At 46.8% G+C, this 14,365-nt stretch carries 10 protein-coding genes; 1 reads left to right on the top strand and 9 read right to left on the bottom strand.

The window, feature by feature from the left end; genetic code table 11:
• Positions 1 to 197: 197 nt before the first annotated feature.
• From IEY13_RS05760 to IEY13_RS05745, 4 genes are all read right to left on the bottom strand, one after another.
• Positions 198 to 935 (bottom strand): hypothetical protein, encoded by a 738-nt coding sequence (locus IEY13_RS05760; protein ID WP_188950980.1) that lies wholly within the window; start codon positions 933 to 935, stop codon positions 198 to 200.
• Positions 936 to 1,046: 111 nt separating this feature from the next.
• Positions 1,047 to 1,799 carry an SDR family NAD(P)-dependent oxidoreductase gene (locus IEY13_RS05755; protein ID WP_188950979.1) on the bottom strand — a complete coding sequence of 251 codons (753 nt, stop codon included), beginning with the start codon at positions 1,797 to 1,799 and terminating at the stop codon, positions 1,047 to 1,049.
• Positions 1,796 to 2,410 carry a response regulator gene (locus IEY13_RS05750; protein ID WP_188950978.1) on the bottom strand — a complete coding sequence of 205 codons (615 nt, stop codon included), beginning with the start codon at positions 2,408 to 2,410 and terminating at the stop codon, positions 1,796 to 1,798. The genes IEY13_RS05755 and IEY13_RS05750 overlap by 4 nt, the downstream gene beginning before the upstream one ends.
• Positions 2,407 to 4,368: a tetratricopeptide repeat-containing sensor histidine kinase gene (locus tag IEY13_RS05745; RefSeq protein ID WP_188950977.1), complete on the bottom strand. Its 1,962-nt coding sequence runs from the start codon at positions 4,366 to 4,368 to the stop codon at positions 2,407 to 2,409. Before IEY13_RS05745 ends, IEY13_RS05750 begins: the two co-directional genes overlap by 4 nt.
• Positions 4,369 to 4,545: 177 nt before the next feature.
• Between IEY13_RS05745 and IEY13_RS05740 the strand changes: the two genes are divergently transcribed.
• Positions 4,546 to 5,919, top strand: a complete 1,374-nt coding sequence (locus IEY13_RS05740; RefSeq protein ID WP_188950976.1) for an NHL repeat-containing protein — start codon at positions 4,546 to 4,548, stop codon at positions 5,917 to 5,919.
• A gap of 106 nt (positions 5,920 to 6,025) precedes the next feature.
• On the opposite strand, the gene IEY13_RS05735 is transcribed toward IEY13_RS05740, so the two are convergent.
• Genes IEY13_RS05735 through IEY13_RS05715 form a run of 5 tightly spaced genes read right to left on the bottom strand, consistent with a single transcriptional unit; the run spans position 6,026 to position 14,224 of the window.
• The gene (locus IEY13_RS05735) at positions 6,026 to 7,123 is read right to left on the bottom strand and encodes a TlpA disulfide reductase family protein (protein WP_229687752.1); all 1,098 of its coding nucleotides are present in this window, start codon (positions 7,121 to 7,123) and stop codon (positions 6,026 to 6,028) included.
• Between the two features lie 19 nt (positions 7,124 to 7,142).
• Positions 7,143 to 8,645, bottom strand: a complete 1,503-nt coding sequence (locus IEY13_RS05730; RefSeq protein WP_188950975.1) for a PKD-like family lipoprotein — start codon at positions 8,643 to 8,645, stop codon at positions 7,143 to 7,145.
• A gap of 20 nt (positions 8,646 to 8,665) precedes the next feature.
• Complete coding sequence (locus tag IEY13_RS05725; RefSeq protein WP_188950974.1) at positions 8,666 to 9,394, bottom strand: DUF4843 domain-containing protein; 729 nt, start codon at positions 9,392 to 9,394, stop codon at positions 8,666 to 8,668.
• Between the two features lie 15 nt (positions 9,395 to 9,409).
• Entirely contained in the window at positions 9,410 to 10,876 is a 1,467-nt protein-coding gene (locus tag IEY13_RS05720; RefSeq protein WP_188950973.1) for a RagB/SusD family nutrient uptake outer membrane protein, read from the bottom strand.
• An 18-nt stretch (positions 10,877 to 10,894) separates the two neighbouring features.
• Positions 10,895 to 14,224, bottom strand: a complete 3,330-nt coding sequence (locus IEY13_RS05715) for a SusC/RagA family TonB-linked outer membrane protein (RefSeq protein WP_188950972.1) — start codon at positions 14,222 to 14,224, stop codon at positions 10,895 to 10,897.
• Between the last annotated feature and the right edge of the window lie 141 nt (positions 14,225 to 14,365).

Genomic DNA, 14,365 nt, shown 5'->3' with positions numbered 1-14,365 from the left:
ATAACGGACGTTAGCATTCATTCAACTCTCGTGCCACTCATGCTTATATTCATTATGAGCAACTTATATAACAAACGTCATTCTATATAATCCCATTTTAAAACTGCACTTTCCCTGCACGGGAATAACCATTAAACAGCTTCCCTGTATTAACGGCCTCGCGGCAGATGCCTGGGGCACGCCAGCACGCTAACACTTTACAGCCATACCCGACCCTTTACCAGTACAATAATGATAAAAATCAATACCACCAGCAGAACTACAATCAACCCTGACTGTAACCTGGTATTGCCTTTTCCGTTCAACAGCGGCTGATCTTCTGTTACCGCATCAGGATATGAAAATGACACAGCTGGGGCCACGTTTACAGTAGGAAAAACAACCGGCAGTAATTCCGGTGCAAAACGTGGCTGCGGATTGGCCGCCTGCTTTCTGCTCTCTTCCACTACCTTCCTCACAGCTGTTTTAAGTAACTCCGCCCCCTGTGCAGCGGTTTCGTAATGTTGCTGAGGTTGATTACTGAATGTAAAGCGGCGATAAAACTGTCGCGCGTCATCTTTCACAACCACCTGCTTAATACCTGTTTTAGAAAGCAGCGCCACCTCATCGTCAGACAAACCCACTATAGACAGCCATAGCTTTCCTATACGGGCGCCACCGGTAATAAATGTTTTTTCAAGAAGAATGTTATTGTCCAGATACAGCTCCAGCAAAGAGCCCTTATACAATGTTCGTTTGGGCATGTAACATTGTAACTGCCACGAAGTGCCATAAGCACCCGGCATCAGATCTATAAAAGTAACCGAACCCTGTTCATCATCCAGCAACCTTACACAAACGTTCTCTTCATTCCCCGCCAGCCTTACAATATCTACACTATAATTATATTCCGTAAGCCTTACACGGGCAATGGTATCAGCAATGTCAACAGCCATAAGCAACGCAGCAGATTTGGTAAGTAACCAAGTTCTGCTTTTTCACCTCCCCGGCAAATTACAGAAACAGCAATCCATGCCCGAATAGGTCGCAATTAGTAGGCAAAAAGGTTAAAACGATACATCTTCCAGGTCTTCCATGCCTTTGCTGCGTAGCTGCTCTGCGTTATTGGTAATGATGGCTTTACCTGCCACAAAGTCTGCTACAAATGCGCGCCCTGCCTCATCGGCATCTGCCAGCACACGGCCGGCAGGCTGTTGCCCCTTATTATCGGCATAAGGCTCACCCAAACGGGAAGTGCGAAAAGCTGCGGAGTGGATAGCTAAATTACCTTTAACAGCAGAAGGTACCAGTAAACTAACCTGTATATGCTGTGGCGCCAGCTCTGCTTTCAGCGCTTTATAATAACCGTTCATGGCATGTTTGGTAACCGTATACAGTCCCAGCCCCGCTGCCGCCTGTACCCTGCCCCATCCGCAGCCTGAGCCGGTAAGCATAATCCGGGCTTCTGTGCCGGCTGTAAGCATGGGTAAAAAGGCATCTACCAACAGAACAGAACCCAACAGGTTAGATTTTAACATCCATTCCCATTTCTCCGGAGGCACCTGCGTTACACATCCTTCGTCAATAACGCCAATAGTAATAACCAGCGCATCTATATGTGAAATGATTGTTGAAAGCTGCAACCGCAGCGCTGTTACCGCTGTTACATCCAGCGCATCTACATACAACAGCCGGTCAGTAACATCCTGCGGCTGTACCCGTATATCGGCTATAAAAACATTGTCGTAATAGCTGGCAAGGGCATTTGCCATTCCCTTACCAATGCCACTTAAACCACCTATAACCAATGCATTTTTCATACAAGCCCTCCTTCCACCGCCATTTTCACCAGCGATGCAACGTTTTTGGCGCCAAACTTAGCCAGCAGGCTTTTGCGGTGTGTATTGGCCGTAGGCAGGCTTATAAAAAGCTTTTCTGCAATTTCCGGGTTGGTAAGTCCGTCACATATCAGGTGTAATATTTCCCGCTCCCGTTTGGTGATGATGGGTTTTGCAGCTACTTTGTTTTTGAGCGATTCAGCAGCTTCCATACACAGGTACTCGCCACCGGCTGCTACCATATCAATAGCATCGATCAGTTCTTCCTTAGATGCATTCTTTAACAGATAGCCTGAGGCGCCATTACTGAGCATATCGCGGATAACAGGCTGTTGGTTATAGGTACTTAAACCCAGTATCTGCACCTGGGGGTACAGCGTTTTTACGGTTTTACAAAGCGCAGTGCCTTTCTGGTCAGGCAGGTTAATATCCATCAATATTACATCGGGCTGTTGTGTTTTCAGAAACTCCAGGCAGGAGGCCGCATCCATGGCATGCCCCATCCAGTGGATACCCGGCTCGTTCTGTAACAGCGAGCGTATTCCCTCCACAATCATAAAATGATCGTCTGTTATAAAAACCTTGTGGCTCATGATAAGGGTATTTCAATTAAAACAGAGGTACCATTGCCCTGGGCTGCACCGGCATCTATTTTTCCATGTACCAGTTCTATTCTGTTTCGGATGCTCTTCCAGCCCATGCCTGCCGACTTTGCCAGCGCCGCAATATCCAGCCCTTTGCCGTTGTCTTCTACGGTAAGCTGTAATATATTATCCTCCCGTGAAGCCTGCGCCTGCACCAGCAAGGTGGTAGCATGGGCATGCTTCAGCACGTTATTGGCAAGTTCCTGTACCACCCGGTAGGCCGTTACAGAAAGCGACTGACCAAACTGCACCGTATCCATATCAATAGGCTGGTAAGTAACCTGCAGCGGGGTGCTGCGGTCCATTTCCAGGCACAACTCTTTCAGGGCCGTATTCAGGCCATATTGCAGCAATATTTCCGGCATCATATTATGCGCCACCCGGCGCATTTCTTTAATACTGCTGTCCAGCATATCTATGCCCCGCTCAAATGCCTGCGCATTCTCAGGCGTCATTACCAGGTTCTCTTTCATATTGCTAAAAGAATGTTTAATACCGCTTAACATACCCCCCAGGCCATCATGCAGGTCTTTGGCAAGGCGTGTACGCTCCTGCTCTTCCCCCTGTAATATGGCTTCGGTAGCAGCCAGCTGCTTTTCCGTTTCCAGTTCGTTAATCTTTTGCTGCTGAATGGTTTGCCGGTGCTTAAAGTTGCGGTACCCCAGCGTGGCAATCACCAGCAGGGTAATGGCAATACCCGCCAGCAGATAATTCATGGTTTTGCGTTGTTGCAGGGTAGATTGCTGCTGCAGAATCTGCGCCTCCTTTTTCTCCGTTTCATACTTCACCCGCATTTCGGCTTCCTTGTGGGTTAAAGCCTCTGTAAACACCTGTTCCGTCAGCCGCTTGCTCACATCCTCATATCTGAATGCAGAATCAAAATTGTGTGCAGCCAGATACACCGTGCCCAGTATTGCTGCCGCCTCCCCTTCCTTATCCCGCAGTTGATTCTCCTGCGCCATTCTCCAGCCTTCCCGTGCGCTGGCAATGGCCTGTGGAAAGTTTTTCAGGCACATATGGTACAACGCCATATTACAATGCGCCATAGCCACCCCATTCCTGTTATCTATACCAGTATACAATTGCAGCGATTTATTTACATACTCCCCGGCATCTGCATAGCGCTTTTGTTGCAGCGCTATATCAAACAGCCCTTCATATATGGTAGCTTCTATACTGGCGTTATTCAGCTTCTGTGCCAGCGGAATAGCCTCATGATACAACGCCTCCGACCGGGCAATCTGCTTCATCTCCTCATAACAGTTGGCCAGGTTTACCATTGAAGTAAGCAAAGAAGTCTTGTTTTCCAGCTTCCGCCCTGCTTCCATAGCTTTTAATGCATATTCCACAGACTTATCATACTGCTTCAGCATCTGATAGCTGCTTTGCAGTCCTGCATACAACGCGGCTTCATAATTCGTATACCCTTTGCCCTCCAGCATATTCACGCCTCTCAGCGTATACTCAATACCTTTTTCATAATCGCCCTGTAACTTATACCCCTCCCCCATATTAAAAAGCGATACGCCAATGCGCAGCGTATCCGCATTTTTCAATGCAATCTCATATGCCAGCTGACTATAATACACCAGCGAATCGTACACCGCCTGAAAGGAATAGATATATGCCAGGTTGCGGTACCCCTTGCCAACACCTGCTTCAAATGCCAGCTTTTTACTCAATGCAAGCCCTTCACGTACATAACCAATGGCTTTGGCAGGCTCGGCCGTTTCATATATATCAGAAAGGGCATAGAATGTATGTACCTTATTGGTATCTTCTCTGGCTTTGGTCAGCTGTTGTAACAGGCTATCTGGCCCGTTTGACTGGCCTTTAGCCATTACGCAGGCAGCAGATGAAAACAAAAGCAGCAGATACAGCCTGAAGGCTTTTGGGGTAAGTAGCATTAATGGGATTACTTATGGTGTATTCTAAAGGTAGAGATTAAAAGATACATTACATATCATCCAAAAGGATCATTTTCCGCCCACCCTGGCAAAATCATCCATTCAGACGATTGACCGGCATCCGTTTTCGTAGCATTTTTGACGTATCTGTTTTTAGCCAAAAAACTATTGAATACAATGAAGCACCTTATCTCACTTATTGCAGCAACCATAGTTGCCATTGCCCCATTGCAGGCACAGCTTTTTAATAAGCTGAAGGAAAAAGTAAACAACGCCGTTAAAAACTCAGCCAATAAGGCAGTGGATAAAACCATTGACAAAACTGTAAGTAAACCTATAGACAATACAGTAAACAAACAGCTGGATAATATAGGCGGAAAAAAAGCATCCGGAAACGAACAAAACAGCACCGGCAACCCGGCAGCCATCACAACCACTACCAACGGAAATTCCGGCAACAAATCAGAAACACCATTTACCAAAGAAACCTTTGCGCCCGAAGCACACGTCGTAAACCGGCCCTGGTCTGTAGCAACAGACAGTAAGGATAATTTATACGTAGCAGATAACGACGGCATTATAAGAATTTTTTCTGATGGCACTAAACAACGGATAACAAGCGCTATAGCCTCGGAAATTATTATCGACGGTAACGACAACATGTACGTTACCAGAGGAGGTACCCTTAACCGGCTGTATATTAAGGATGACGGCAGCTTCAAAATAGAATATTACACCGGTGATAAAAATTACAATAGCGCCGGAGATGGCGATTTGAGCGAAGCAAAATTCAACAAAATAGCCAGCATATCCGTGGCTAAAAACGGAGACATATACATTGCAGACAATGCCTGGTACCTCATCAAAAACAAGTTAACCACCCCGGCTGACGAACTGGCTATGGAACCGGGTGTACCTCAGAAACTATATCAAAACGACCGTTGGTATTATATCCGCAAAATAAGCAACGGAAAAGTTACTTCCTTAAAAAACAAAGAGGGCAGGTACTTATTACTATTTAACGTATGCGGAATAGCAGTAGATGAAGAAGACAATATTATCTATAGCGGTGGCGGCGCTAGCCGTGCAGTTAAAAAGCTGGATACTAAAAACTGTACCTGGCACACCGTAGCCGGCAAACCCTATAAAAGAGAATGGTGCCCGGAATATGTTACAGGCGACACCAGTAAAGCAGAATTATTTGATCCTGGCTTTATACTGCTTAATAAAAAGGGGGGCATTGTTTACGCTGATAACCGCAACCACCGCATTACGCAAATAGCCAATGGCAAAGTGAGTACGCTGGCCGGTAATAGCACCATAGAGCCATGTTCTTCTAACAAGGGCGGCTTAGCCCGGGAAGGCTATAAAGATGGCAATGCACAAACCGCGCTTTTTAACTTCCCCCAAAGCATGGCTTATGATAGTAAAGGCAACCTGTTTATCGTAGACAGTAAAAGCCAGATTATCCGCAAACTAAGCCCGGACGGTATAGTTAGCAGCGTTACCCCTTTCGACAAAGCCAAAGCAAATATCAATAACTATTATTAAACATGGCACGCCGTATTGATGATGTTGCGCGCAGACAGGCATTTACAAAGCCACTGCCGGCAAAGGAAAACAAGAGGCTGTAAAACCGATACAGCCTCTGTAATAATTACATCAGTAACTTCTCCAGCTCCTTATGCAGCGCCTCACCCCGCAGGTCTTTCGCTACAATCTTTCCGTTTTTATCTACCAGTACGCTTGTGGGTACCGACCGTATGCCATACTGCTGCGCAGCAGCATTTTTCCAGCCGTTCAGATCAGATACATGCGTCCAGGTTAGGCTGTCTTTATATATCGCCTTCATCCAGGCGTCTTTTTTATCATCCAGCGATATGCTGATAATATCAAAGCCTTTATCATGATACTTCCTGTATGCCTGTACCACGTTGGGGTTTTCTCTGCGGCAGGGGCCACACCAGCTGGCCCAGAAATCTATAAGCGTATACTTAGCTGTGTATGCAGGCAGCTTTACCAGTTTACCGGCAGTATCGGGCTGTGCAATACGCACGGTTGCACCTATGGCAGTTTTAGCCGCCATAGCCAGCGCTTTTTGTACGCGGGTTCCGTAGTACGATTGCTGCGCTGCTGGTTGCAGCAGTTTATAATACATGGCTGCCCGGGTATAATCGCCATAATTTATCAGCCGGTCGTCTATGGCATAGGCTGCTACCGCACTGGCCGGAAAGTCTGTAATAAACTTTTTCAGCATTATGTGAAAGCGATCTTCCAGCACTTTGGCTGAATCTTCCGCCAATATATACTCCGGCATCCCCGGTTTGCTTTTCTGCATCATTTTATTGATGCGCTGGTTCAGTGCCAGGTTTTCCTCATTGTACGCCAGAAAACGTTTCCAGAACTCGCGGTATAAACTATCAGAAACAGCACCTTTCACCTTTGGCCGGTACAACTCTTTTACATCAATTACCATTTGCATAGCAGTATTCTCCACAAACACCTGCGTTACCCCCTCCTCTATGCGCAGGTTGTATAAACCTGTATGCGGCAGTTTAGTGCGGAAAACAAATGCTCCGTTCTGTATTTCAACGGAATCTTTCCATTTACGCTCTGCCGCGTCTTCCAGGTATGCCAGGCCGGTAGCCTTTCCATTGGTAGTTCCGCTCAACACAAAGCCTTTTTGCCGGGGTTGGGCATAACTCATAGCCAGCAGGCAACTGCTGCCTAAAAAAAGTACAATCTTATGATACATGAGAAAAGAATTAAAACAATTAGTAACGGAATTTATATTCGGCATCTGCCACCTTACCAAAGCCACCATATACTACACTATACGAATCAATACCTCCCATAGCATTGATATAGAACAGATACAACCGGCTTTGCGTTCCATCCCAGGTTACCACAGCCACCTGTGGTGCATCGGCCAGCGGCATGGGGCACTTGATAATAGTTACCTGCTCGTTTGCGGGAAAACTATACTGTAAAGCCGTAGTATTCGAAGCAGGTTCATACCGGTATACTTTGTTACCCGTTCCATAAAATATATGATCGCTCATCAGAGAAGAGGCTGCTGTATGCATGCCTGCAATAGCTGCATCGTTCACCGGCTGTTTCATCAGCGTAAGTACAGAATCCACTGCGGTGTACGACATACGGAAGCGGCAGAACTGTACCTGCCCTGTTGCATCTTTCATAAAAGCATTGGCCTGCCCGGCAGGTGAATTATCCATGTATATCAGGTCCATGCCGGTATGGTTCATATCAAACAGCGTACTGGCGCCTCTGGCAAAAGAGTCCAGAGAAGCTCCGGTGCCGCTTACCCCGCAAAAACGCTTGCCCACTTTATCGTATACAACCACCGGGTACACATTACCATTGATGCCCGGGCCGGATATTACAAAGGGAGCCAGCTCATAATTAAGCTTATTTTCCGGGCTTACCAGGGCTCCGCCCCATTTTTTAATACCGGGGAAGGGACCGGCAGCATTAATATATAGCTTTCCATTATTAATTGCACTGCCCATACTGGTGGCAGAAGAGGGAAAACCAGTATAGGTAGGTTGTATTACCGCAGGCGCAGTATAAAACAGGCCGCCGTAATCGTACCTCCTGGACATTTTGGTATAATCTATCTCCATCCCTCCATGTTCCATCAACAGGTATAATTTACGGGAAGCCTCATTCACCCCATCACTTACCAGAAAGGTAGAAATCTGCATGCGTACCGGTTTATCCGCCAGCACTACGCCATTCAGCGTGCTGTATACATCATGCACCACTTCACCATCCGGTAAAATCATAGAAAAATCAGTAGTACCACCTTTATCTTCCAGCAACATCCAGCCCTGTGAATATTTATTACCTATAGAAATATTGTATTTCAGAAACACACTTTCACCGCTGTTATTGTCTGTAACCTTGTAAGTAAGCACATAACTGAAGCCCAGCACAAAATTGCTGTCCATTACCGCTTTCAGCTGTTTGGTATGCGCCAGTATACGCCGCAGCGTGCTGCCACCATTAAGTGTGGTAAAAGACCATTCGTAACTGAGATTGGCATCTCCGGAAACCATGGTTTGCGATACTGCCGGCGTAAGCACCAGCGTATCTCCTTTATTAATAGCCTTAATACCTCTTGTAAGCGTATCAGATACCAGTACTGCATTAGTAACCTGGTAAGCGTAGTTGCCTTTGTCTTTATAACAGCCTGCCACCGCCGTCAGCAAACACAGCAACACCCCAAGCCTGCATTGTATAGCAATATTTTTCATGTTGTTCAGTTGTTTAAGCGTTAAGGAAATTCCACTACTGCACCATTCTCATCTATCAGCGGCCCGTTGGCTGCCACATACATACTCATCGCCTCCCGTGATAACTGCGAAAGGTTACTCAACTCATTAGGATAAATCAGCACCGTCCAATCCAGCCTGCCGGTAGCCCTTATCATAAAATTCAGCTTCACCAGCGACCAGGCACCGAAATAAGGCGCCAGCATACCATCCCACCGCTCGGGCTTCACCAGCCTGTCATCCATACTTATTTTATAGTGCAGCCGGTTGGTTACCGCAACGGTGGGCAAATCATCATAGCCCGGTTGAAAATCTTTAGAAGCACCGATAATAAAATCAGCCGTTATTGTACTGTCTTTCAGTCCCGCCCTGCGATAGAGGTATACGGGTATCTTTGTTTCGTACTGCCCCGCAGGCATTATCTGCGGCCCCAGTACAAAATGATACCCCTGGCGGGCGGTAGATGTATCAGACAACTGAATGTTAATCTCCCGGTCGTAAGGCCGGGCATTGCCCATGATACGCAGTTGCAGATATACACTATCCACCAGCTGCGCCGGATCTTTCACCGCAAAAGAATAATTAACGCTGTCGTGCGCCACATTGTATTTTTTAAAATACACGCGCGGGTCATCCTCATACATCAGTGCTTTCTCCTTTGTGCAGCCTGTATGCAGCAGGGCCAGCAGCGGAAGCAGTATACTCAGAAACGATATTGGTTTTGATTGCATAAAAAGCAGTTAGTTTTAGTTTCCAAATTCTATTTCAGCATCGGGTACCGGAAATGTATATTTGGCATCCGTCATAGGGTTACCCACGCCCTCCGGTATATTGCTTATATTTTTCCGTTTGTAATAGAACCATGCCTGGCCCTCTCCGTAAAACTCCTTCTGGTATTCCTTCATAATCTCCAGATCCATCAGCGCAGTAATGGGTGGCTCCGCCAACGCCGGAATCAGCCTGGCGGTACGCACAGCATTCAGGTATACCATACCTTCTGCAATAGTTGCAGAAGCCTCTGCTGCTATATAATACATTTCAGAAAGGCGTATCAGCGGCACCAGTGAAGCCCTTACATTCTGCGTATTTTCCACGTAATACTTTCTGGTATACACGGCACTAAAAGCAACCTGATTCCAGAGTGTTTTAACAGCAAACGGATTGCGTATATCGGTAATATACCCCGGCACGCTTACCTCGTACAGGTTGTTGAGGCGGGCACGGCCGATAAACAAATCATTCCCGTCAGGCAAACCAGGCTGTGCAGGCTTAAACAGCAGGTCGGTATTGGTTTTCATATCATTCACATATACTGAAAACACATGCTCCATGGTAAACGTAAGGTTGGCGCTTAAAGAAGCAGGATCTACATCCAGCTCCGAAGCATTGATTATAAAGCGAAACTTCTTACTGTCAATCACTTCTTTCGCATATTGCAGCGCCAGCGGCTTATTGCCTTTGTACAGGTACATTCTGGCCAGCACCGCTTTTACCGCCCAAAAGTTCAGATGGTTCTGGCGGTACATACGCAGCAGATCGCTGCCTGTGGCATTCTGGTTATCGGCAATCTGGTCTATACCCGGGTATACAGCCAGCAATGTTTCAGCTGCTTTTAAATCTGCCTCACAAAGTTCCAGCACGGCCTGCATAGTAAGCCTGTTCTGTGGCTTTACCTGAAACCGGTTCATATAAGGTATAGCAACTGCCCCGGCATTGACTCCATCTTTATAAGCCGGTGCATACATGCGCAGCAACTCAAAGTGCAGAAAGGCACGCATACCCAACGCCTCTCCTTTCACAATACCATACTCCTGGCTGGTAAGCACATTGCGGTGTTCTTCTATATGCTCCAGTATAAAATTACACTGGGCAATAGCAGCATACAACTGGCCCCAGATAGCAGTGGTTTCGCCACCGGCCAGGTAATTATAGCGGGCTGTTTGATAATACTGATTGGTGGTGGAAGCTTTATTATCGTAGCGCTGGGCCAGAATATCCAGAAAGCCATAACTGAGGCTGGCACCGTAAGCGCTGGTAGAGGTCAGTTTCTGATATACACCAAATAAAGCATCCACAAAACCCTGCCTGGTAGAAAACTGATCGCTTTCCTTTACCTGGGTTTCAGGCGATACATCCAGCCATTTGCGGCACGAGCTGCAGCACAGTATCAACAGCAACACACACAGGCGGCAACAGTGAATCATACATTTCATATCAATTCAATTGATGGGTTAAAAAGTAGTCTGCAGTTGCAGGGTAAACGATTGGCTGAAAGGATAATCTATACCGCGCTCTCTTTTTATAGAAGAAAAGCGGAACAGCTCTCTCATATAAAAACTAACACGGGTATTCTGCACATGCAGCCTTTTGTTTAAACGATCGGTAAAACGATAGTATAAGGAAAGACTTTCGCAGCTGAGCAGGTTATCATTCTGTACAAACCGGCTGGAGGCAAACGTGTTACCGGTAGCAATACCATCGGGGGTGGTAATGCCTTTAAAAAAGGTATGATCGCCCGGCTTCATCCAGCGCGCTTCTGATACACGCCTGTCTACGTTGTTATTGGCTACATCTATATTTTCCACGCGGTCAATCAGCGTTTGGTTAAAAGCCTGCCCACCTATGCGGTAGCGGAAAAACACATTCAGGCCTATTCCCCTCAACTCAAAGTTGGTACCCATAGTACCTTCCACGTTGGCCCGGGTATCACCTGCTATTGTTTGGTCTAAAGGATCGTATTTATTGGTAAGCTGTCCGTTGCGTTTTACAAAAATTTCCTCCCCCGTGGCAGGGTCAATACCCAGGGATGGTACCGTCCATATTACCGTGGTAGACTGCCCTTCTGCATACTTAGGCAATGGTTGTGTGGCATAGAGAGAAGCGTTACGTTTGTTCAGCGCATCAATGGTATTGGATATACGCGTAATTCTGTTACGGGTAGAAAACACATTCACGAATACCGACCAGTTATCGCGGCTGTTACGTTTGTTCAGCAGGTTCAACCGCGTAGCCAGTTCCCAGCCTCTGGATTCCAGGTCACCCGTATTTTCCATATAGGAACTGAAACCTACCGAAGGCGGTGTGGAAATGCTGGCAATACTGCCTGCCGTTTTTTCTACAAAATAGTTGGCGGTAACATCCAGCCGCTTAAACAGCGTAAGGTCGGCTCCTATATTGCTTTTAACTGTTTTTTGCCACGCAAGATTGGGGTTGCCATAAGCCATAAGATAGGTAGACACTACCCCTCTGTATTCCTGCTGGGTATAATAGGTGCTGGTACTGATACCCTGGAAGGCAGAAAAGTTCTGCGAGCCGGTGCTGCCGTAAGAATACCGTACTTTAAACCTGCTTATGTAATCCGGCGCATGAAAAAACGCTTCCTTATGCAGGTTCCAGCCAATACCGGCCGACCAGAACGGAGCCGCACGGCGGTTGCTGCCAAACTGGGAAGAGCCATCCAGACGATACGATACATCCAGCAGATACCGGTTATCATATGCATAGCTGAGGTTAGCAATAAAACCTGCCATACGGGTAATGTTTTCTGTGCCGGTGGGTTTGGTATTGGCCGCATAACCGGCCCCAAGCACAAACTGATCCAGCCGTGGATTGGGAAAGCCGATAGCAGTTACGGTTTCTGTATTAAACTTCGACTGGCGTGTGTTTACATTCACGGTAGCAAAAAACAGGTGTTTACCAAAATGCTGATTCAGGTGCGCTGCAACAGAAGCATCGAGCGAGGAACTGCTGCCATGTGATCTGGTATAACTTCCTTTCTGAAACGTAGGTGTATTGGCAAAGCTGGTATGCTGTGCAGGCAAAAACACATCTGCCTCATCGTTCTGGCGTTGTACCGCTACCTGCGCATTCATACGCAGCCATTGTGTAGTTTGCCATTGCAGGGAAAAGTTGTTTGACAGGTTAAGATAGCGCGACTGATCTACCAGCGCCAGCGTTGCATTGTATAACGGATTGAACGGATTTAAAAAGGGCCTGGTAGTAGTATTGATATCTTCCAGATAATACTTCATAGCACCGGCACTATCGTACGGGGTCAGGTAAGGATTTAAACGCACATATTGAGAAAATGTGCCGTAAGGGGAATTGTTAGCTGTATTAAACCCGAGCGACAGCTCGTTACGGAACATAAAGTTTTTTACGCGGTACGATAAAAAGGTGCTGGCGCCTGTAGTACGCCTGTCAGAACCCTTCATTACACCATTTACTTTATTGTAGCTGGCGGTAATACCATACAGCATTTCATTATTGCCTCCTTCCACATACAGGTTGTGCCGCTGGGCAAAGGAGGTACGCAATGGCTGCGACATCCAGTAAGTATTTACACCACTGTTAACAGCACGCAGGCGGGTATTATAATACACCTGTAAATCCTGATAAGCGGTAGGGTTACCCTCTGTTTCCTTATCATAAAAACCGGCTGCTTTTTCCAGGTTCAGCTTTTCACGCGCATTCAGAATATCGTAAGCGCGCAAATCGGGCATTTCCAGTACCATATTGGTGTTATAGGTAACACGTAGCCTTCCACTCTGCGGACGCAGGGTTTCAATAACAATTACCCCATTCGCAGCGCGTGAACCGTAAATAGAAGTAGCCGCCGCATCTTTTAATATATCCACTTTGGCCACCCGGTTCATATCCAGATCATTTATACGTTGCAGGTTTACTTCAAAACCATCCAGTATAAACAGCGGCACATTGGGGTTATTGTTGTAGTTAAACAGATTGGTTTTAGCTGTCTGGCTGATATCTTCCAGGCTGTTGCCGCCTCTCAATACCACGTTTGCCATTACATTGGGATTTGACCCCAGGAGGTTATTCTCCACCAGCTGAAAAGAAGGATCGAGGGCTGATATGGCATTCAACAAACTGATACCCGATACCTTTTTCAAATCATCATTGGTAAAGCTGCTGGCCGCACCGGTAAAGTTTTCTTTGGGCCGGTTAAAAAGGCCGGTTACCACCATATCCGTCATAGTACTGGCAGTTACCTTCAATGAAATAGTAAGCTTACCGCCTTTTACCGGCTTTACTTCGCGGGTTTCATAGCCCACAAAGCTCACTACCAGCACGGCATCAGGCTGTACATTGCGTAAAACAAAACGGCCATACTTATCCGTAACAGCACCACGCCCGGTGCCTTTTATAGTTACACCAGCACCGGTAAGCGGGTCGTTATTCTTTTCGTCTATTACCACACCGTCAATATCTCTATCGGGCGGCGGTTCGTAAGCTACTTCGGGCGGGGCTATTTTATAACGCACCACCACCACCTTATCTACAATATCATATTGCAGTGGCTGATTGCTGAACAGTTTTTCCAACGCCTGTGGCAACGGCAGGTTTTTAACCTGAAGCTGCACCGGCAGCGCATCATCCAGCATCTGCGAGGTACACATAAAGGAATAGCCGGTTTGTGCGCGTATCTGTTTGAACACCTCGCGCAGGCTTTCCTCCTTAACGTGCAGGGTTACCTGCTGCGCATCGGTACGTGCAACAGCAGGCAGGGTAAATACCAGTAATAAATACACCGTAAGTCTCATAAGCAAAAAGAGTTTATACGGAAACAGGTCCGGTTGCGGCCAGCCACGCATGGCTTTGCCGCGTAAGCGCAAATGCATACTTTTGAATTAGTTTTGGATGAAGTAATAAGCTGTCTTGCCGATAGTACATGCTACGCCCTT

Origin of the sequence: Filimonas zeae (assembly GCF_014641615.1) — a bacterium.
GTDB lineage: Bacteria > Bacteroidota > Bacteroidia > Chitinophagales > Chitinophagaceae > Filimonas > Filimonas zeae.
This window is presented reverse-complemented; position numbering and strand designations above follow the sequence as displayed.

Coding starts and splice junctions, on each gene's coding strand:
- IEY13_RS05740 (WP_188950976.1), top strand. CDS start 4,546: ATGAAGCACCTTATCTCACTTATTGCAGCAACCATAGTTGCCATTGCC.
- IEY13_RS05730 (WP_188950975.1), bottom strand. CDS start 8,645: ATGAAAAATATTGCTATACAATGCAGGCTTGGGGTGTTGCTGTGTTTG.
- IEY13_RS05745 (WP_188950977.1), bottom strand. CDS start 4,368: ATGCTACTTACCCCAAAAGCCTTCAGGCTGTATCTGCTGCTTTTGTTT.
- IEY13_RS05760 (WP_188950980.1), bottom strand. CDS start 935: ATGGCTGTTGACATTGCTGATACCATTGCCCGTGTAAGGCTTACGGAA.
- IEY13_RS05720 (WP_188950973.1), bottom strand. CDS start 10,876: ATGAAATGTATGATTCACTGTTGCCGCCTGTGTGTGTTGCTGTTGATA.
- IEY13_RS05755 (WP_188950979.1), bottom strand. CDS start 1,799: ATGAAAAATGCATTGGTTATAGGTGGTTTAAGTGGCATTGGTAAGGGA.
- IEY13_RS05715 (WP_188950972.1), bottom strand. CDS start 14,224: ATGAGACTTACGGTGTATTTATTACTGGTATTTACCCTGCCTGCTGTT.
- IEY13_RS05735 (WP_229687752.1), bottom strand. CDS start 7,123: ATGTATCATAAGATTGTACTTTTTTTAGGCAGCAGTTGCCTGCTGGCT.
- IEY13_RS05750 (WP_188950978.1), bottom strand. CDS start 2,410: ATGAGCCACAAGGTTTTTATAACAGACGATCATTTTATGATTGTGGAG.
- IEY13_RS05725 (WP_188950974.1), bottom strand. CDS start 9,394: ATGCAATCAAAACCAATATCGTTTCTGAGTATACTGCTTCCGCTGCTG.